This is a genomic window from Sphaerotilus sp. (assembly GCF_013299175.1).
Taxonomy (GTDB): Bacteria; Pseudomonadota; Gammaproteobacteria; order Burkholderiales; family Burkholderiaceae_C; genus Sphaerotilus.
In genome coordinates this window covers 1-17,549 of sequence record NZ_JAAFKF010000080.1, presented here as the reverse complement: position 1 = coordinate 17,549, position 17,549 = coordinate 1, and the positions used below count along the sequence as shown (strand labels likewise).

Annotated in this window: 18 protein-coding genes; 14 read left to right on the top strand and 4 right to left on the bottom strand. The window is 68.9% G+C overall.

The features are described from left to right. The 6 genes from infB to QZW52_RS13815 all read left to right on the top strand — a co-directional run. The coding region (gene infB / locus QZW52_RS13840; protein ID WP_293999897.1) for a translation initiation factor IF-2 at positions 1–1,280 on the top strand (1,280 nt) is incomplete at its 5' end. A 90-nt stretch (positions 1,281–1,370) separates the two neighbouring features. Next, complete coding sequence (gene rbfA, locus QZW52_RS13835; RefSeq protein WP_293999896.1) at positions 1,371–1,775, top strand: 30S ribosome-binding factor RbfA; 405 nt, start codon at positions 1,371–1,373, stop codon at positions 1,773–1,775. After that, the gene (gene truB / locus QZW52_RS13830) at positions 1,772–2,755 is read left to right on the top strand and encodes a tRNA pseudouridine(55) synthase TruB (protein ID WP_293999894.1); all 984 of its coding nucleotides are present in this window, start codon (positions 1,772–1,774) and stop codon (positions 2,753–2,755) included. The genes rbfA and truB overlap by 4 nt, the downstream gene beginning before the upstream one ends. Positions 2,756–2,805: 50 nt before the next feature. Continuing rightward, positions 2,806–4,629 carry a translational GTPase TypA gene (gene typA / locus QZW52_RS13825; protein ID WP_293999892.1) on the top strand — a complete coding sequence of 608 codons (1,824 nt, stop codon included), beginning with the start codon at positions 2,806–2,808 and terminating at the stop codon, positions 4,627–4,629. Positions 4,630–4,703: 74 nt separating this feature from the next. Further along, positions 4,704–5,612 (top strand): DMT family transporter, encoded by a 909-nt coding sequence (locus tag QZW52_RS13820; RefSeq protein ID WP_293999891.1) that lies wholly within the window; start codon positions 4,704–4,706, stop codon positions 5,610–5,612. A 34-nt stretch (positions 5,613–5,646) separates the two neighbouring features. Next, positions 5,647–6,783, top strand: a complete 1,137-nt coding sequence (locus QZW52_RS13815; protein WP_293999890.1) for an enoyl-CoA hydratase/isomerase family protein — start codon at positions 5,647–5,649, stop codon at positions 6,781–6,783. Here QZW52_RS13815 and QZW52_RS13810 read toward each other — a convergent pair. Next, positions 6,737–7,801: a DUF1839 family protein gene (locus tag QZW52_RS13810; protein ID WP_293999889.1), complete on the bottom strand. Its 1,065-nt coding sequence runs from the start codon at positions 7,799–7,801 to the stop codon at positions 6,737–6,739. The two genes, QZW52_RS13815 and QZW52_RS13810, sit on opposite strands and share 47 nt — an antisense overlap. 123 nt (positions 7,802–7,924) lie before the next feature. Here QZW52_RS13810 and dusA point away from each other — a divergent pair, with 123 nt between their 5' ends. The 4 genes from dusA to QZW52_RS13790 all read left to right on the top strand — a co-directional run bounded on the left by dusA (position 7,925) and on the right by QZW52_RS13790 (position 14,267). After that, a complete protein-coding gene (gene dusA / locus QZW52_RS13805; protein WP_293999888.1) occupies positions 7,925–8,956 on the top strand; it encodes a tRNA dihydrouridine(20/20a) synthase DusA in 1,032 nt (343 codons plus the stop codon). 96 nt (positions 8,957–9,052) lie between these two features. After that, positions 9,053–9,433, top strand: coding sequence for an H-NS histone family protein (locus QZW52_RS13800; RefSeq protein ID WP_293999886.1), 381 nt, complete (start codon positions 9,053–9,055; stop codon positions 9,431–9,433). A 44-nt stretch (positions 9,434–9,477) separates the two neighbouring features. Continuing rightward, positions 9,478–10,737 (top strand): metallophosphoesterase family protein, encoded by a 1,260-nt coding sequence (locus QZW52_RS13795; protein WP_293999884.1) that lies wholly within the window; start codon positions 9,478–9,480, stop codon positions 10,735–10,737. Continuing rightward, positions 10,734–14,267, top strand: a complete 3,534-nt coding sequence (locus QZW52_RS13790; protein ID WP_293999882.1) for a YhaN family protein — start codon at positions 10,734–10,736, stop codon at positions 14,265–14,267. Before QZW52_RS13795 ends, QZW52_RS13790 begins: the two co-directional genes overlap by 4 nt. Here QZW52_RS13790 and QZW52_RS13785 read toward each other — a convergent pair. Further along, on the bottom strand, positions 14,191–15,051 hold the full coding sequence (locus QZW52_RS13785) for a metallophosphoesterase (RefSeq protein ID WP_293999881.1): 861 nt from the start codon (positions 15,049–15,051) through the stop codon (positions 14,191–14,193). The two genes, QZW52_RS13790 and QZW52_RS13785, sit on opposite strands and share 77 nt — an antisense overlap. A 58-nt stretch (positions 15,052–15,109) precedes the next feature. On the opposite strand from QZW52_RS13785, the gene QZW52_RS13780 reads away from it, so the two are divergent. Continuing rightward, positions 15,110–15,505, top strand: coding sequence for a hypothetical protein (locus tag QZW52_RS13780; protein ID WP_293999879.1), 396 nt, complete (start codon positions 15,110–15,112; stop codon positions 15,503–15,505). Here QZW52_RS13780 and smpB read toward each other — a convergent pair. Beyond that, a complete protein-coding gene (gene smpB, locus QZW52_RS13775) occupies positions 15,502–15,999 on the bottom strand; it encodes an SsrA-binding protein SmpB (RefSeq protein WP_293999878.1) in 498 nt (165 codons plus the stop codon). The two genes, QZW52_RS13780 and smpB, sit on opposite strands and share 4 nt — an antisense overlap. Before the next feature lie 27 nt (positions 16,000–16,026). On the opposite strand from smpB, the gene QZW52_RS13770 reads away from it, so the two are divergent. Both QZW52_RS13770 and QZW52_RS13765 read left to right on the top strand, forming a co-directional pair. Continuing rightward, complete coding sequence (locus QZW52_RS13770; protein ID WP_293999876.1) at positions 16,027–16,470, top strand: type II toxin-antitoxin system RatA family toxin; 444 nt, start codon at positions 16,027–16,029, stop codon at positions 16,468–16,470. Continuing rightward, positions 16,457–16,822 (top strand): RnfH family protein, encoded by a 366-nt coding sequence (locus QZW52_RS13765; RefSeq protein WP_293999873.1) that lies wholly within the window; start codon positions 16,457–16,459, stop codon positions 16,820–16,822. Before QZW52_RS13770 ends, QZW52_RS13765 begins: the two co-directional genes overlap by 14 nt. On the opposite strand, the gene QZW52_RS13760 is transcribed toward QZW52_RS13765, so the two are convergent. Next, positions 16,800–17,327 (bottom strand): DUF4124 domain-containing protein, encoded by a 528-nt coding sequence (locus QZW52_RS13760; RefSeq protein WP_293999871.1) that lies wholly within the window; start codon positions 17,325–17,327, stop codon positions 16,800–16,802. The two genes, QZW52_RS13765 and QZW52_RS13760, sit on opposite strands and share 23 nt — an antisense overlap. A gap of 86 nt (positions 17,328–17,413) precedes the next feature. On the opposite strand from QZW52_RS13760, the gene QZW52_RS13755 reads away from it, so the two are divergent. Next, positions 17,414–17,549 (top strand): IMP dehydrogenase (locus tag QZW52_RS13755; protein ID WP_293999898.1); only part of this gene is annotated, 136 nt, incomplete at its 3' end.

Below are 17,549 nucleotides of genomic sequence, written 5' to 3'. Positions count from 1 at the left end.
TCGTCATCCTGGTGGTGGCGGCGGACGACGGCGTGATGCCGCAGACCAAGGAAGCCATCCACCACGCCAAGGCGGCGGGGGTGCCGATCGTGGTCGCGATCAACAAGATCGACAAGCCGGATTCGAACCTCGAACGCGTCAAGAGCGAGCTGGTGGCCGAAGGCGTGATCCCGGAAGAGTTCGGCGGGGAATCGCCGTTCTGTCTGGTGTCGGCCAAGACGGGCCAGGGCATCGACGCGCTGCTGGAGCAGGTGCTGCTGCAGGCCGAAGTGCTGGAGCTGCGTGCCCCGGTGGCCGCACTCGCCAAGGGCCTCGTGATCGAAGCCCGTCTGGACAAGGGCCGCGGCCCGGTCGCGACGGTGCTGATCCAGTCCGGTACCTTGAAGCGTGGTGATGCCGTGCTGGCGGGTCAGAGCTATGGCCGCGTGCGCGCCATGCTGGACGAAAACGGCAAGGCGTGCCAGGACGCTGGACCTTCCATCCCGGTGGAAATCCAGGGTCTGACCGAAGTGCCGCGTGCGGGTGACGAGTTCATGGTGCTGGTCGATGAGCGGCGTGCCCGCGAAATCGCCACCTTCCGCCAAGGCAAGTACCGCGAAGTGAATCTGAACAAGCGTCAGGCCGCCAAGCTGGAAAACCTGTTCGAAGGCATGGGCCAGGGCGCTGCGCAGATGCTGCCGCTGATCATCAAGGCCGACGTGCAGGGCTCGCAGGAAGCCTTGGCGACCTCGCTGCTCAAGCTCTCGACCGACGAGGTCAAGGTGCAGATCGTCCACGCGGCGGTCGGCGGCATCAGCGAGTCGGATGTCAACCTGGCGATCGCCTCGAAGGCCGTCATCATCGGCTTCAACACCCGTGCAGATGCCGGTGCGCGCAAGCTCGCCGACAACAACGGCGTCGATCTGCGTTACTACAACATCATTTACGACGCGGTGGACGAGATCAAGGCCGCCATGTCGGGGATGCTGGCACCGGAGCAGCGCGAAGAGGCCATCGGTTCCGCCGAGATCCGCACCGTGTTCGTGGCGACCAAGATCGGCACCATCGCCGGCTCGATGGTCACCGCCGGTCTGGTGCGCCGCAACTGCAAGTTCCGCCTGCTGCGCCAGAACATCGTCATCTACACCGGCGAAGTCGATTCGATCCGCCGCCTGAAGGACGATGTGAAGGAAGTCAAGGAAGGCTTCGAGTGCGGTATCAAGCTCAAGAACTACACCGACATCGCTGAAGGCGACCAGTTGGAGTTCTTCGAGATCAAGGAAGTGGCGCGCACGCTGTAAGGCTGCCGTTCCACATTCCGGGCCCCGGCGCTGTGTCGGGGCCTCGTTGTTTTTCCGTGGCGCATTGCCATGGGCTTCGATGCGATATCCATGCGACACAAGCGTTCCATTCCCAACCGCAGCTTTCGAGTAGCCGACCAGATCCAGCGCGATGTGGCCGATCTGATCCGTGAGCTGAAAGACCCGCGCATCGGCATGGTCACGATCAGCGCCGTGGACATCACGCCGGACTACGCGCACGCCCGCATCCGTTTTTCGGTGCTGATCGGCGAAGCGAACGAGACCGAAGTGGCGCTCAACGAGGCGGCCGGTTTCCTGCGCAACGGCCTGTTCAAGCGGCTGCAGATCCACACCGTGCCGACGCTGCATTTCCACTTCGACCGCACCACCGAGCGGGCGGCCGAACTGAGTGCGTTGATCACGCTGGCCAATTCGCAGCGCGTCCCGGACGATGTGGTGGTGGACGGCGAATCGAAAGACGACACCGCCAAATGACCACCGATGTGACCCCGGTGGCCACCGATCTGGTGGTGCCGATGCCTCCCCGCGTGCGTATCCAGCGCCGCGCGGTGCATGGCGTGCTGCTGCTCGACAAGCCGATCGGTCTGTCGAGCAACGACGCCTTGCAGAAGGTCAAGCGCCTGTTCCGCGCCGAGAAGGCGGGCCACACCGGCACGCTCGACCCGCTGGCCACCGGGCTGCTGCCGATCTGCTTCGGTGCGGCGACCAAGTTCTCGCAGGTGAGCCTGGAGGCCGACAAGGGCTACCGGGCCACGCTGCACCTGGGTCAGCGCACGGTGGGCGGCGACCGCGAAGGCGGGGTGATCGAGGAGCGGCCGGTGCAAGTGGACCGGGCGCTGATCGACGCCGCCTGCGCCCGCTTCACTGGCCTGATCTCGCAACTGCCGCCCATGCAGTCCGCGCTCAAGCACAACGGCAAGGCGCTCTACGAGTACGCCCGCGCCGGCATCACCATCGAGCGCCAGCCGCGGCAAGTCACGATTCACCGCATTGACTTCATCGCGTGGCAGGCTGACCGGCCGGAAACGCTGGTGATCGACGTGCTGTGTACCAAGGGCACCTACATCCGCACGCTGGCCGAGGACATCGGCGAAGCACTGGGTTGTGGCGCCCACCTGGCCGGACTGCGGCGCATCGCCAGCGGTCCGGTGGATCTGCGCGGCTCGGTCACGCTCGACGCCTTGACGGCGATGAGCGAAGCCGAGCGCGATGCACGGGTGCTGCCCGTCGATGTGCTGCTGTCGGACTGGCCGGCGGTGCATCTGAGTGTCGAAGACGCCGGTCGTTTCCTCTCGGGCATGCGCCGCCGCACGGGTCAGCCCGATGCCGAGCGCGTGCGTGTCTATGGTCCCGACGGCCGCTCCCTGCTGGGCAGCGGCCACATCACGGCTGGCGAGTTGATCGCCGATCGGCTCCTGAGCCCACTTGAAGTCCAGGCCCTGCAGCCGTCCTGAATCCTGAAACCTGAATGATCGGAACGGCCACACCCCTGGCGTACAACCCCATGACCAAGCAAATCCGCAACATCGCCATCATCGCCCACGTTGACCATGGCAAGACCACCCTGGTGGACCAACTCCTGCGCCAGAGCGGCACCTTCGCCGACCACGAAAAGGTCGTCGATTGCGTGATGGACAACAACGCGATCGAAAAAGAACGCGGCATCACCATCCTGGCCAAGAACTGCGCCGTGAGCTGGGAAGGCACGCACATCAACATCGTCGATACCCCCGGACACGCCGACTTCGGCGGTGAAGTGGAGCGCGCGCTGTCGATGGTGGACGGTGTGGTGCTGCTGATCGACGCGCAGGAAGGCCCGATGCCGCAGACGCGCTTCGTGACCAAGAAGGCGCTGGCCCTCGGTCTGAAGCCGATCGTCGTGGTCAACAAGGTGGACAAGCCGGGCGCGAAGCCGGACGCCGTCATCAACGCCGCGTTCGACCTGTTCGACAAGCTCGGCGCCACCGACGAGCAGCTCGACTTCCCCGTCGTCTACGCCTCGGGCATCAACGGCTGGGCGTCGCTGGAAGAGGGCGCGCCGGGCGAGCAGTGGGGCCCCGACATGTCGGCCCTGTTCAACACGGTGCTGCAGCACGTCCCGGCCAACGAGGGTGATCCTGCCGCGCCGCTGCAACTGCAGATCTCGTCGCTGGACTACTCCACGTTCGTGGGCCGCATCGGCGTGGGCCGCATCAGCCAGGGCACCATCAAGCCGTCCATGGACGTGCTGGTGATGGAAGGCCCGGACGGCAAGGCGATCAAGGGCCGCATCAACCAGGTGCTGACCTTCCACGGCCTGGACCGCGTGCAGACCACCGAAGCCGGCCCCGGTGACATCGTGCTGATCAACGGCATCGAAGGCATCGGCATCGGCGTGACCATCACCGACCCGATCACCCCGGCGCCGCTGCCGATGCTCAAGATCGACGAGCCGACGCTGACGATGAACTTCTGCGTCAACACCAGCCCGCTGGCCGGCCGCGAAGGCAAGTACGTCACCAGCCGCCAGATCTGGGACCGCCTGCAGAAGGAACTCCAGTCGAACGTCGCGCTGCGCGTCAAGGAAACCGACGAAGACGGCATCTTCGAGGTGATGGGCCGTGGTGAGTTGCACCTGACCATCCTGCTGGAAAACATGCGCCGCGAAGGTTACGAGCTGGCCGTGTCGAAGCCCCGCGTGGTGTTCCAGGAAATCAACGGCGAGAAGTGCGAGCCGATCGAGATGGTCACCGCCGACGTGGAAGAGCAGCACCAGGGCGGCGTGATGCAGGCCCTCGGCGAGCGCAAGGGCGAGCTGGTCAACATGGTGCCGGACGGCCGTGGCCGCGTGCGCCTGGAGTACCGCATCCCGGCGCGGGGCCTGATCGGCTTCTCGAACGAGTTCCTGAACCTGACCCGCGGTTCGGGCCTGATCGCGAACATCTTCGAAGGCTACGAGCCGCACAAGGGCGACATCGCCAGCCGCAAGAACGGCGTGCTGATCTCGATGGACGCGGGCGAAATCTTCACCTATGCGCTGGGCAAGCTCGACGACCGTGGCCGCATGTTCGTGAAGCCGAACGATCCCGTCTACGAAGGCATGATCGTCGGCATCCACAGCCGCGACAACGACCTGGTCGTCAACGCCACCCGCACCAAGCAGCTCACGAACTTCCGCGTCTCCGGCAAGGAAGACGCGACCAAGATCACGCCGCCGATCGAGCTGTCGCTGGAATACGGCGTCGAGTTCATCGAGGACGACGAGCTGGTCGAGATCACGCCGAAGTCGATCCGCCTGCGCAAGCGTTTCCTGGCCGAGCACGAGCGCAAGCGCGCTGCCCGTTCCTGATCGACGACTGATCGACGACTGGCCATCTGGTCGTTGTGCAGAACCAGCCCCGGAACTCCGCCGGGGCTTTTTTCATGGACGAAGGCAATCCCATGTCGCATGTGCGTGCGGTGTCGATGATGGTGCTGGTCACGCTGCTGTGGAGCACGGCCGGCGTGGTCAGCCGCCAGTTCGAGGTGGCGCAGGGCTTCGAGGTGACGTTCTGGCGCAGTGCGTTCACCGTGCTCGCGCTGTCGGTGGCCCTGACTGGGCTGCGCGGCGTGGCACTGTGGCGTGGCCTTTGGCGCTCGCCGCGGGCGGTGTGGCTGTCGGGGCTGTGCTGGGCGGTGATGTTCACGGCCTTCATGCTGGCGCTGACGATGACCCGTGTGGCCAATGTGCTGGTGACGATGGCGATCGGGCCGCTGGTCACGGCACTGTTCGCCCGGCTGTTCCTGCACCACCGGTTGCCGGCGCGCACCTGGGCGGCCATCGCCGTGGCTGGGGCGGGCATCGCGTGGATGTTCGGCCACGAGGTGCAGGCGGCCGATGCGCGCAGCCTGCTGGGCATGGCGGTCGCGCTGGCGGTGCCGCTGGCGGCGGCGGTCAACTTCACGGTGCTGCAGCACATCTCGCACGGTGAGGTGGCGGGCGAGTCGCAGGACATGCTGCCGGCGGTGCTGATCGGGGCGCTGCTGTCGTCGCTGGTCACGCTGCCGCTGGCGTGGCCGCTGCAGGCGTCGGCGCACGACCTCGTGTTGCTGGCGGGACTGGGCGGATTCCAGTTGGCGCTGCCCTGCCTGCTGGTGGTGGGCTTGACGCGCATCCTGCCGGCGCCGGAAATCGCGCTGCTGGGGCTGCTGGAGGTGGTGTTCGGGGTGCTATGGGCGTGGGTCGGTGCGGGCGAGGCGCCGGGTCCGACGGCGCTGACCGGCGGGGCGCTGGTGCTGGGCGCGCTGGTGGGCAACGAGCTGCTGGGCTGGCGCAGGGGCGGGCAAGGCTAGGATCGGGGCTGTGCCTTGCTTGCCGGAGTCCCGCATGCCGTCCTCTTTTTCCGCTCTGCCCATTCCTGCGCTGTCCCCGGATGGCTGGGTGCGTGCCCAGGTCCGTGGCCGCGTCGGGTTCCTGACGCTCCACCGCCCCGGCGCCCTCAACGCCCTGTCGCTGTCGATGGTGCGCGACCTCACCGCGGTGCTGCTGCACTGGGCGGCCGATCCTGCCGTGCTGGCCGTGGTGCTGCAAGGCCAGGGCCGCGAGGGCAAACCGCCGGCCCTGTGCGCGGGGGGCGATATCCGCTTCTTCCACCAGGCGGCGCTGGCCGGTGATCCTCGGCTGGAGGATTTCTTCACCGAGGAATACGCCCTCAACCACCTCATCCACACCTACCCCAAGCCCTACCTCGCCGTGATGGACGGCATCACGATGGGCGGCGGCATGGGCATCAGCCAGGGTGCCCGCCTGCGCATCGCCACCGAGCACAGCAAGCTCGCGATGCCCGAAACCCACATCGGGCTGTTCCCGGACGTGGGCGGCGGCTGGTTCCTGTCGCGCTGTCCGGGGCATGTGGGCGAATACCTGGCGATGACCGGCGAGGCGCTGGGGGCGGCCGACGCGGTGGCGGTCGGGCTGGCGGATGTGCAGGTGCGGTCAGCGGATCTGCCGGCGTTGATGGACCGGCTCGCCAGCGACACGCTGTTGTCGGCCGACGACGTGCTCGCGTGTGTCACTGGCGTGGCGCAGCCGGTGGCCGAGTCCCCTTTGCTGCTGCCACCGCGGCGCGAGTCCATCGACCTGCATTTCAGCCAGGGTAGCCTTGCCGACATCGCGGCTTCGCTGGCCACCGCTTCCGGGGAGTTCGCCCGCCACACGCTGGCCGCGCTGCACAAACGCTCGCCGCTGATGCTGGCCGTGGCGCTGGAGCAGATCCGCCGTGCCCGCACGATGACGCTGGCCGACGACCTGCGCATGGAGCGCGATCTCGTGCGCCACTGCTTCCACCTGCGTCCCGGCACGGCCAGCGAGACGGTCGAAGGCATCCGCGCGCTGGTCATCGACAAGGACCACCAGCCGCGCTGGAACCCGGCGCAACTGGCCGATGTGACCGAGGCGATGGTGGCGGACTTCTTCGTCAGTCCGTGGCCGGCGCATGTCCATCCGCTGCGGGCGCTGGCTTGAGCACCAGCGTCGGGGTGTCCAGCACGATCTCGCCGGCGCCCAGCAGCGCCATGCCGCGGCTCCACAGGCGTGTCATGCGCTCGATCAGGTCGTGTTCTTGGAAGGGCTGGCCGTTGACCACCGACCGCGCGCCCTTGAGCAGCAGCGAGCGCGCCAGCACGCTGAGCTGCCGGAAAGCATCGGCGGCTTGCACGAGGTGTGCCGTGCCGCTGGTGCCGCCGGCGATCCACACGAGGTAGAGCGCGGCCAGCTCGAAGGCGCTGCCGAGCTGGTGCGGCCCGGCGTCGGCCCAGTGCTGGTAATGCGTCGGTCCTCCGGCCAGCAGCGGCGTGATTTCACCGGCGAAGCGCCGCCGCCAGCGGCGCAGCGGGTGGCGGGTCGGCACGCGCTGGAGGTACTTTTCCAGCAACTGGTGCGAGAGGTGGCGCAGCGTGTCCGGCGGCCGGCGCACGAGGTTGTGCAGGTTGATGACCTCGGCCCGGCCTTGCAGGGCTTCGGACTCGGGTGGCGCGTCGGGGTGCAGCAGGCGGCGGTATGCGGCGCCTTGCAGCACGCGGTAGTCGGTGCGGTGGAAAAACCCCAGGCGTTCGCGCTGGGTGTCGATCTCGTTGACGACGATGGTTTCGGTGGTGCGGCGCGGGTGCAGCAGCCCACCCGCCCCATCGGGCAGACCGCGCGCCGGCACATCGACGATGACGAGCCGCCCGGCGCTGAGCTGTCCCTGCAGGTGGTCGATCAGCGGGCGCCAGAGGCTGAGCGTCTGCACCTCGATGCCGTAGAGCGTGTAGAGGTCGTCGTGCGACGGGCGGAACTGGGTCCACTGGTCGTCCAGGAAATCCACCGCCAGCGTGTAGGGCAGGCACGCCGACGCCTCCAGCCGCAGCGCAGCGAGCACGCCGATCCACAGGTCGGTGTAGCGGTTGGTTTCGGGCCAGACGCGGTCCTGTGCTGGCCAAGTGGGGGGGATGCCCAGGCGGTCCAGGCCGGTGATCAGGCAAAGAGGGCGGTCGGTGGGCATGTGTCAATGTAACATCACGTAAAAGAACTTCTCAACCGTTAACGATGTCACGCCGCCTCGGCTTCGGTTTTGCGCCAGACCAGGCCGCCGACACCCGAGATCTCCCGAGATAATGGGCGGGTGATGACCTACGCTGCCCCTCCGTCCCCCGCCGTGCCGTCGCCTTGGCGCCTGTCTGTTGCGCCGATGCTCGATTGGACTGACCGCCACTGCCGCACCTTCCACCGCCTGCTGACGCGCGAGACCCGGCTCTACACCGAGATGGTCACGACCGGCGCGCTGCTGCACGGCGATGCCGCCCGCCACCTCGATTTCGATGCCGCCGAACACCCTGTCGCGCTGCAGCTCGGCGGCAGCGAGCCGATGGATCTGGCCGCCTGCGCCCGGCTGGCGGCGCAGTGGGGGTATGACGAGGTCAACCTCAACTGCGGCTGCCCGAGCGAGCGGGTGCAGAAAGGGGCGTTCGGGGCCTGCCTCATGGCGGAGCCGCAACTGGTGGCCGATGGCGTGAAGGCGATGCGCGATGCGGTCGATCTGCCCGTGACCGTCAAGCACCGCATCGGCATCGACCAGGTCGAACGCTACGACTTCGTGCGCGATTTCGTGGGCACCGTGGCCGAGGCGGGTTGCGAGGTGTTCATCGTCCATGCCCGCAACGCCTGGCTCAAGGGCCTGAGTCCCAAGGAAAACCGCGACATCCCGCCGCTGCGGCCGGAGCTGGTCTACCGGCTCAAGCAGGATTTCCCGCAGCTCACCATCGTGCTCAATGGCGGTGTGCGCAGCGACGACGAGATTGCCGCCCATCTGGCCCATGTGGATGGCGTGATGGTTGGCCGGCAGGCTTACCACGACCCCTGGATGATGGCCGCGTGGGATGCGCGGTTTTTCGGGAAAATTGGCCCCGCGGAGACCCGTGTCTCGGTGGAAACCCAGTGGTTCGAATATCTGGACCGGGTGCATCAAGGCGGGCGCGCCTGGCCCACGGCGATGCGCCATGCGCTGGGCCTGTGGAATGGCGAGCGCGGTGCGCGGCTGTGGCGCCAGTTCTGGTCGGACCACCGCCACAAGTCCAGCCTGCCCTCGGAGTTGGCCCGGCAATTCAATGCACGCCAGCGCCAGAATTCTGCGCAACCCGCCGCAGTGGCCGTGGAATAAACGCCACCGCAGGTTCCCTGGTATCCGGCAATTAATAGTTTTTCATGAAATGCCCGGGCCTTGGTTGGTGAAAAGGCGGCATACTCCGCTCCGAGCATGTGCTCTTCCTTCACCCAAAAACCAATTCCAGCCATGACGACACTTCAGGAACTGATCGCACAGAAAGACGCATTGCAGCGCCAGCAGCAGGAAATCGCGAAATCGATCGCTGAATTCCAGTCGGCTCAGCGTTCCGGCGTGATCAACGAGATCAAGACACTGATGGCCCAGCACGGCATCACCGCCGCGGACCTGACCGCCACCGGGCGCAAGGCCGCCAATCCGGACAAGGAACCCTCCAAGGTGGCCGCCAAATACCGCGACCCCTCGACGGGTTCCACCTGGACTGGCCGTGGCCTGAAGCCGCGCTGGCTGGTGGCTGCGCTCGAAAGCGGTCGCACGCAGGACGAATTCCTGATCGAAAACCAGGCCCAGTGATTCAGTGACCCTGCTACCCGGTCAGCGCCCTGGGCTGCGTCGGCATGCGGTTTCTCCACGCGGCAGATCTGCACATTGACAGCCCCTTGCGGGGGCTGGATGTCCGCGATGGCGCCCCCGCAGACCGCCTGCGCGGCGCCACCCGACTGGCCTTTGTCGCCTTGATCGACCTGGCCATCCAGCGGCAGGTGAATCTGGTGATTCTGGCCGGGGATCTGTATGACGGCGATTGGGTCGATTTCCGCACCGGCCTGTTTGTCCACGCACAACTCGCCCGGCTCGCGCCGAACGGTATTTCCGCTTTTGTGGTGCGCGGCAACCACGATGCGGAAAGTCTCATTTCGCGCCAACTCCCGCGACAGGCCCACGTCCATGTCTTCAGCTCGCGGGTGGCGCAAACCCAGGTAATCGACGCGCTGCGCGTGGCGGTGCATGGCCGCAGCTTTCCAGACCGGGCGGTCACGGAAGATCTGGTGCCGGGATATCCCGCACCCATTGCGGGTTGCTTCAATATCGGTGTACTCCACACCAGCCTGACCGGCAGCCCAGACCATGGTACTTACGCGCCCACGCGACTTGACCGGCTGGTCGCCACCGGATATGACTATCTGGCGCTGGGCCATATCCATGCCCGGCAGGTGGTGCGGGAATCGGCGCCCCGTATCGTGTTTCCCGGTAATTTGCAAGGCCGGCACGCCCTGGAAACTGGCCCTAAAGGTTGCGAAATTGTTACCGTTGAAGACGGGCACCTCACGCAAACCGAGTTCGTCGCGCTCGATGTCGTGCGCTGGCATGGGTTGACAATCGCCTGCCAGCCCCTGGCCGACACCGAAGCATTGGTGCGGCAATTCCATGCCGCACTGGACGGTTGCGTTTCCGGTGGCCCCGATGGCCCGCAGCGCCTGCATGCCGTGCGCGTGCGGCTGGAGGGCGAATCCGCACTGCACCACCTGGAATCCCGCCAGCCCGGCACTCTGGAGGCGGCTTTGCACGCCGCGTTGCGCCAGCGTGACGGCCCCGAGGTCTGGATCGAGCGTGTGCTGCTCCACCTGCGCTCGCCCCTGGATCGCACCGCCGCGGCCGACCGGCCCGACGCCGTCGGCGAAGTCGTTCGGCTGGTCGATGCGTTGGCCGGCGATGCCGCGGCACTGCGGCAGTGGGCCTTGGCGGCGCTCGACGCCAGCCCCGCCTTGCCCGCCGATCTGGGCGACGCGCGGCCCGATCGGCTGACGGCAGAGGATTGGCGCACGCTGCTGGCCGATGCCGAGGCGATGGTGCTGGCCCACCTCGGCGGGGCAGCATGAAGCTGCTGCGGCTGCACCTGCAGGCGTTCGGGCCGTTCACCGACCGCTGGCTGGACCTGGGCGATGGTGCGGTCGGGCTGCACCTGGTCTGCGGCGCCAACGAGGCGGGCAAGTCTTCGGCGTTGCGTGCGCTGACGGCCCTGCGCCACGGCATGGACATGCGCAGCCCCGACAACTTTGTCCACGGCTATCCGGCGATGCGGCTTGGCGCGGTCCTGCTCGACCGGGATGGCCAGCGTGTGGCGGTCGTGCGCCGCAAGGGCCAGGGCCAGACGCTGAGCGTGCGCGGTGCCGACGACGCACTCCTGCCCGCGTCCGCCGATCTGGAGCACCAGTTGACCGGTGGGCTGCAGCGCGCCGATTTCGAGACGCTCTACGGCCTGGACCACACCCGGCTGCGCCAGGGTGGCGAGGCTTTGCTGAAAGGCGAGGGGGACGTGGGCGCGGCGCTGTTCGAGGCCAGTGCCGGGGTGCGCAGCCTGCAGGCGGTCATGGCCACGCTGGACCAGGAGTCCCGCAAGCACTTCGTTCCCGGCGCCCGCGGCACCAAGGGCCGACTCAACGAGGCATTGCGCCAGCACAGCGAACAGGCTGCCACCCTGCGCAGCGCCACCCTGCGCCCGACCGCCTGGGCCGAGCTGCAACGCCGCTGCGAAGACACCCGCCACACCCTGGCCACGCTGCTGCAGACGCAGGCCAGCCTCGACCGCGCTGCCCGGCAGGCACAGGAGCGGCTCAACGTGGGGCCGCTGCTGGCCCGGCTCGACCAGGCGCTGGCCCGCTGCGCCGCACTCGCTGACGCGCCCCTGCTCGGTGAAGACGCCACCGCCCAACGCCTCACCCTGCAGACCAGCACCGCCGACCAGCAGCAGGCCCTGCGCACCGTGAACGACACCCTGGCCCGCCACCGCCGCGCGTGGGACACCTTGCCGGCGTCCTCGGCCGTGCTGCTGGCCGCATCCGCCATCGAGCGGTTGCTGGCCGACGCCGAGCGCCTGGATCCGCTCCAGCGCGAAGCCGCCGACACCGCCGCCGAGCAGGTGCAGCTCGACGCGCAGCTCGCGCAGCAACTGCAGGCCATCGACGCGACGCTGGCGGCCGAGGCGCTGCTGCCTTGCGCGCCGACGCCGGTGCTGTGCGCCCAGGCCGAGGCGGCGTTGCGTGGGCTGGACGAGGCGGAGCGTGCCCTGCTGCAACACGAGCACCAGAGCGGGCACGCGCACCCACCGCGCGCGGTGTCGCCGGTGCCACACGCCAGCGTACCGCAGGTTCGCCCCGCCACCGATCCGCTGCGTGTGGCGCTGCGGGCGGCGTGCGACGCGGTGGTGCGTGCCGACGCCGTGCTGACCCGATGGAGCGGGCTGCCGGCCGAGCTGGTGCAGGCGCAACAGCGGCTGGCCGCGGCGCTGGTCGATCTGGGCCGCGGTGCGGTGTGGAGCGTCGCGGCGGTGCGGGCGGCGTGCCCCGTGCTGGACGTGGACATCGACCACGCAGTGCGCGCCGAGGACGATCGCCGCACCCGCCAGCGCGACCTGGTGGTGCGGCTGGCGCAGATCGACGAAGCCCTGCGCGGACGCGAAGCCGAGCGCGACCAGTTGCTGTCGCAGGGCGTGGTGCCGACACCCGACGATGTGTACACCGCCCGCCTGGCGCGCGACGCCGCGTGGCACGCGTGGTGCGCGGATCTGGCCGATGCGGCGGCGAGGCCGCGGGTCGAGCAGGCCGTGCGCCACGCCGATGCGCTGGTGGACGCGCTGCTGCGCGACGCCGGCCGCGCCGCGCAGATCCAGTCCTTGCAGCGCCACATCGCCGATCTGGTCCGCGACCAGCACCTGCGCCAGTCGGAGATCGCGCAGTTGCAGGCCGACCGGACCACCCGCGCCGCGGCCTGGCAAGCGCGGCTGCAGGCGGCGGGATTGCCGGTGTGTGCGCCGGAATCCTTGCGCGAGTGGCAAGCCCGGCTGCGCGTGGCGCGCACGGCCGCCGATCTGGCCGAGACGCTGGCGCTCGACGAGGCCCGCGCCGCGGCGACGGCGGCGCAGCTCGGCCAGGGGTTGCGCAGGGCGCTGCGGGCGGCGTTGGTGTCGGCGTCAGACGCTGAGGGGGCGGACGCGCTGACCGTGGCCGACCACGGGGCCACGCCCCTGGCCACGCTGCTCGCCCTGGCCCGCCAGCGTGAAGACCACTTCGCCCTCGCCGAACAAGCCGCCCATGCCCAGGCCACCGCCCAGGGCTTGCACGAGGAACAGCGTGCGCGCGCCGCACAGACTGCGCACCGCCTGCTGGCCTTGCGCGACGCGGCACGGGCGGCCCTGGCGCCGGTCTGTGCGGCCTTGCGCCTGCCTGCCACCGCCGAGGCGGTCGCCATCCGAACCCGGCTGCAGGAATGGGCGCAGGTGCGCCTGACCGCTGCGCAATGCACCCAGGTCCACGCCGCCCATGCCCGTGCCCAGCGTGCCGTGGCCGAGCTGGCACGCAAGACGGCCGAGCTGGCGGAGGTGCTGCAGGTGCCGGCGCCGGGACCGGCTGCGGATCTGCGCCACTGGCTCGACGATCTCGGCCGCCAGCTCGACGAGGCGCGCCGCCTGGAGAGTCGCCGCCAGGTGCTCGCGCAGGCGCTGGCCGACGCGACCGAGCGCCAGCAGCAGCACGCCGCCGCGCTGCAGACGCTCGCACAGGCCCGACTCGCCCTGTGCGCGGCGGCGGGGGTGGACGCGGAGTCCGGGTTGCCCGCCGCCGAGGAGCGCGCCCGCCAGCGCCGCGAGGCGGTGCAGCAGCGTGACCACGTCCGCGACCTGCTGGCCCAGCTGTCGCCGTGCGACGAAGCGGCGCTGCGTGAACGCATCGGCGCCTTCGACGCGGTGCAGGCCCAGGCCGAACGGCAGCAGACCGAGCAGGCGCTGGCCGATCTGGTCCCCCGGCTCGACGAGGCGCGGCAGCACGACGAGGCGGCCCGCCGCGCCCGAGACGCCATCGACGCGGGCGACGCTGCGGCGCAGGCCCGTGCCGACATGGAGCAGTCCGCCGCCGCGATCCGGTCGAGCCTGGGGCCGTGGATGCGCGCGCGTCTGGCGCGGGCGCTGCTCGCGCAGGCGCTGGGCCAGTTCCGCGAGCGGGCGCAGGGACCGATGCTGCGGGCGGCGTCCGGCTTTTTTGCCACGATGACCGGCGGCGACCACGAGCGCCTGCAAAGCGAGCCGGGCGACGGCGACCGCCCCGTGCTGCAGATCCGCCGCCGCGACGGCCGCACGCTCGGCGTGGACGGTCTGAGCGAAGGCACCCGCGACCAGCTCTACCTGGCACTGCGTCTGGCCGCGCTGCAACTCCACCGTGCGCGCGGGATCACCTTGCCGCTGGTGCTCGACGACGTGCTGATGACTTCGGATGACGACCGTGCGGTCCACCTGCTGCGCACGCTGGCCGACTTCGCGCAGGGCGGGCAGGTGCTGGTCTTCACCCACCACCGCCATCTGCTGGAACTGGCGCAGCGCAGCCTGCCGGCTTCGGCGCTGGCGTGCTCGACCCTGTGAACCGCCGCGGCACCGTCAGCGCCGTGGCCGGCCGGAACGCCGCCTGCTCGCCCTTGACCGCATAGCCGAGCGGATTCGCCACCACCCGGCAGCCGCGGCTGACGTGGTCCACGGGACAGTGCAGGTGGCCGTGGATCCAGAGATCGGCCCGCGGCAGCAGGTCATCCAGCGCGTTGCAGAACCCGGCCGTGCCCGGTGCCAGCCCGTAGCGCGGATCGGCGCTCGCCAGCGTCGGCGCGAAGTGCGTCACCACCACGGTCGGCCCGTCGAACGGCTCGGCCAGCGCGCCGCGCAGCCACTGCTGGCACTCCAGCGCCAGCGCGCGCATCGACTCCGCCAGCATCGGCACGCCGCCGCGCAGACAGGTGTTCTTGCGCAGGTAGAAGTTCGCGGCGCGGAACGCTTTCTCCTGCGGCCCGATCGCATCGAAGTCGCTCCACAGCGTCGTGCCCAGGAAGCGCACGCCGTCGATCACCACGCAGCGCCGGTCCAGCCAGGTGATGCCCAGCCGGGTACACAGCGCCTGCATCCGCTCGCCGGCCTCGCTGAGTTCGTAGCCGTCGTACTCGTGGTTGCCAGGCACGAACAGCACCTGCCGCCAATGCCCTGCACCGTGGGTCGGGGAAAACCGTGTCAGCCCGAAATCGCTGTCCTGCAGCAGCGAGCCGGTCTGGTAGGAGCCAATGTCGCCGGCCAGCACCAGCACGTCGGCACCGGGGGCAGGGGTGGGTTCCCAGTGCGGGATGCGTTCGAGGTGGAGGTCGGAGAAGATCTGCAGGCGCATCGGGCAAGTCTAGCGGTCCAACGGGCCAGCGGGCCAGCGGCCGGGGCATGATGGCCGCATGACCGCGACCCATGTTCTCCACTGGCCCGACTCCGAACTCGCCGGACTCACCGCTGACACCCCGACCACGCTGCGCCTGCGGCTGGCCGCTGCACACTGCCACCGCGCCGACGATGGGTTGGTGGGCTACCTGCGCCCGGTCGAGCTGGTGTTCCATGCGGCGACGTGGCAGGGGGATGGCCCGGCACTGGGCGGCATTGCCGAGGGCCACCTGCTGTGCGGTGGCCAGCCGCTTGGCCTGGTCGGGCAGGGGCTGCCGTTGCCGCTGGACTGCCACGGTGCGGTGGTGTGCCACCTGCGCCTGATCTCGGGCACGGTGCTGCAGATCACGGCCGGGCGGGTGGTGGTGCAGCCGGGAGAGGATGCGCGTTTCCGCGAATCCTTCGCCTGTTAGACGTCCTTGCGCGGACTCGACACCTTGTGCCGCATCAGCCGACCCTTCTCGCGATCCCAGTCGCGCTGCTTCTCGGTGTCGCGCTTGTCATGCTCGGCCTTGCCCTTGGCCAGCGCGATCTCGGCCTTCACCCGCCCGCCCTTGTAGTGCAGGTTCAGCGGCACCAGCGTGTAGCCCTTCTGCTCGACCTTGCCGATCAGGCGCTTGATCTCGGCCTTGTGCATCAGCAGTTTCTTGGTGCGGTCGGCCTCGGGGCGCACATGCGTCGAGGCGCTGCGCAGCGCGTTGATGCGGCAGCCAATGAGGAACAGCTCGCCGTTCTTGATCACCGCGTGGCCGTCGGTGAGCTGCACCTGGCCTTCGCGGATGGACTTGATCTCCCAGCCTTCCAGCACGACGCCTGCCTCGTGGCGTTCCTCGATGTGGTAGTTGAAGTGTGCTTTTCGGTTTTCCGCGATGGTGGCGGAGGTGTGGGCAGTGCGGGCTGTGGACATGTGCGGCCTCAATACAATCCCTGCATTGTGAAGCACGTCAAAAAGTCCGTCCTCCTCTGGTACTCGCCCCGCGAGATGTTCGACCTCGTGGCCGATGTGCCGGCCTACCCGCAGTTCCTGCCGTGGTGTCAGCGTGCGGAGATCCTGTCGCAGGAACCCGGTGCCGTGACGGCCCGGCTGCACCTGGCCTACGCAGGTGTGCGCCATGCCTTCACCACCCGCAACACGCACGTCGAGGGCCAGTCCGTCGGCATGGCCCTGGTGGACGGGCCGTTCTCGCACTTGCAGGGGCAGTGGCGTTTTCTGCCGATCGGTCCCGACGGGAAAGCGTGCAAGGTGGAGTTCGCGCTGTCGTATGCCTTCTCCAGCCGCTCGCTGGAGCTGGTCGTCAGCCCCGTGTTCGACCGGATCGCCAACACCTTCGTCGATGCGTTCGTCGCCCGCGCCGAGCAAGTCCATGGCCAGCGTTGAGTCGGGTGCAGGTCCGGCCGTGCAGGTGATCGTGCAGATGATCCGTGTCGAGGTCGCCTACAGCCCGGCGCCGCGGCAGGTCGATCTGCAGGCGATCGCACTGCCGCTCGGTGCGACCGCGGAGCAGGCACTGCTGGCCGCGGGACTGCCGGCGCGTCATCCGGGCTTCGACCGGGCAGCGGTGACGGTGGCGGTGTGGGGCCGGGCGGTGGGGCCGTCGGCCGTGCTGGTGGACGGTGATCGGCTGGAGGTCTGCCGGCCGCTGGTCGTCGATCCGAAAGAGGCGCGCCGCGTGCGCTACCGGGCGCAGGGCACGCCGGGGCGTCGGGTCAGCGGCAGTCGCTCGCGATGATCTCGCGGGCGCGGGCGGCTTCTCGGGCGCGCTGGGTGTCGTCGAGGAACTCGCGCTCGCCCTTGTCGTTGGTGCGGGCCATGCGCTGACCGCTTTCGGCGGTGCGGGCGTGTTCCTTGGCGCGGGCGCAGTTCTCGATCTTCTGGCGGGCAAGGCGGGCGTCCTCGTCGCGCTTGGCCTGGTCCTGGGCAGATTCGGCCTGGCGCTTGCGGGTTTCGAGGGCAGGGTCGCTGGTCGGGGTGGACGCGGCTGCGGGCGGCGCGCCAGGGACGGCGGAGGCTGGGGAAGCAGGACGCTGCCCGGTGGATGGGGTGGTGTTGGGGCGGCCCAGGATGTCGCGGTCGCGCACATCGTTGGGCGGCGGGCGGTCGCTGTACTGCACGCGGCCCTGGGCGTCGCGCCATTTCCATTGCGCTGCACAGGGCAGGGCGAGCGTGGCAGCCACCACGGTCAACACGGCCAGCGACAGGCCGCGCAGGGGTCCGAGCTTGGGGGTCGAAAACATGGGCGCCAGTGTAGCGGCGTGCCGCGGCGTACCAGCCGGCGTGTAACGAGTCCGTATAATCTCCTTTTGCGTCTGGAGCCCGACTCATGCGCCTGCTTGGCAAAGCACTGACCTTCGACGACGTGTTGCTGGTCCCCGCGTACTCCCAGGTGTTGCCCCGCGACACCTCCCTGGCGACCAAGCTGTCGCGCAACATCACCCTGAACCTGCCGCTCGTGTCCG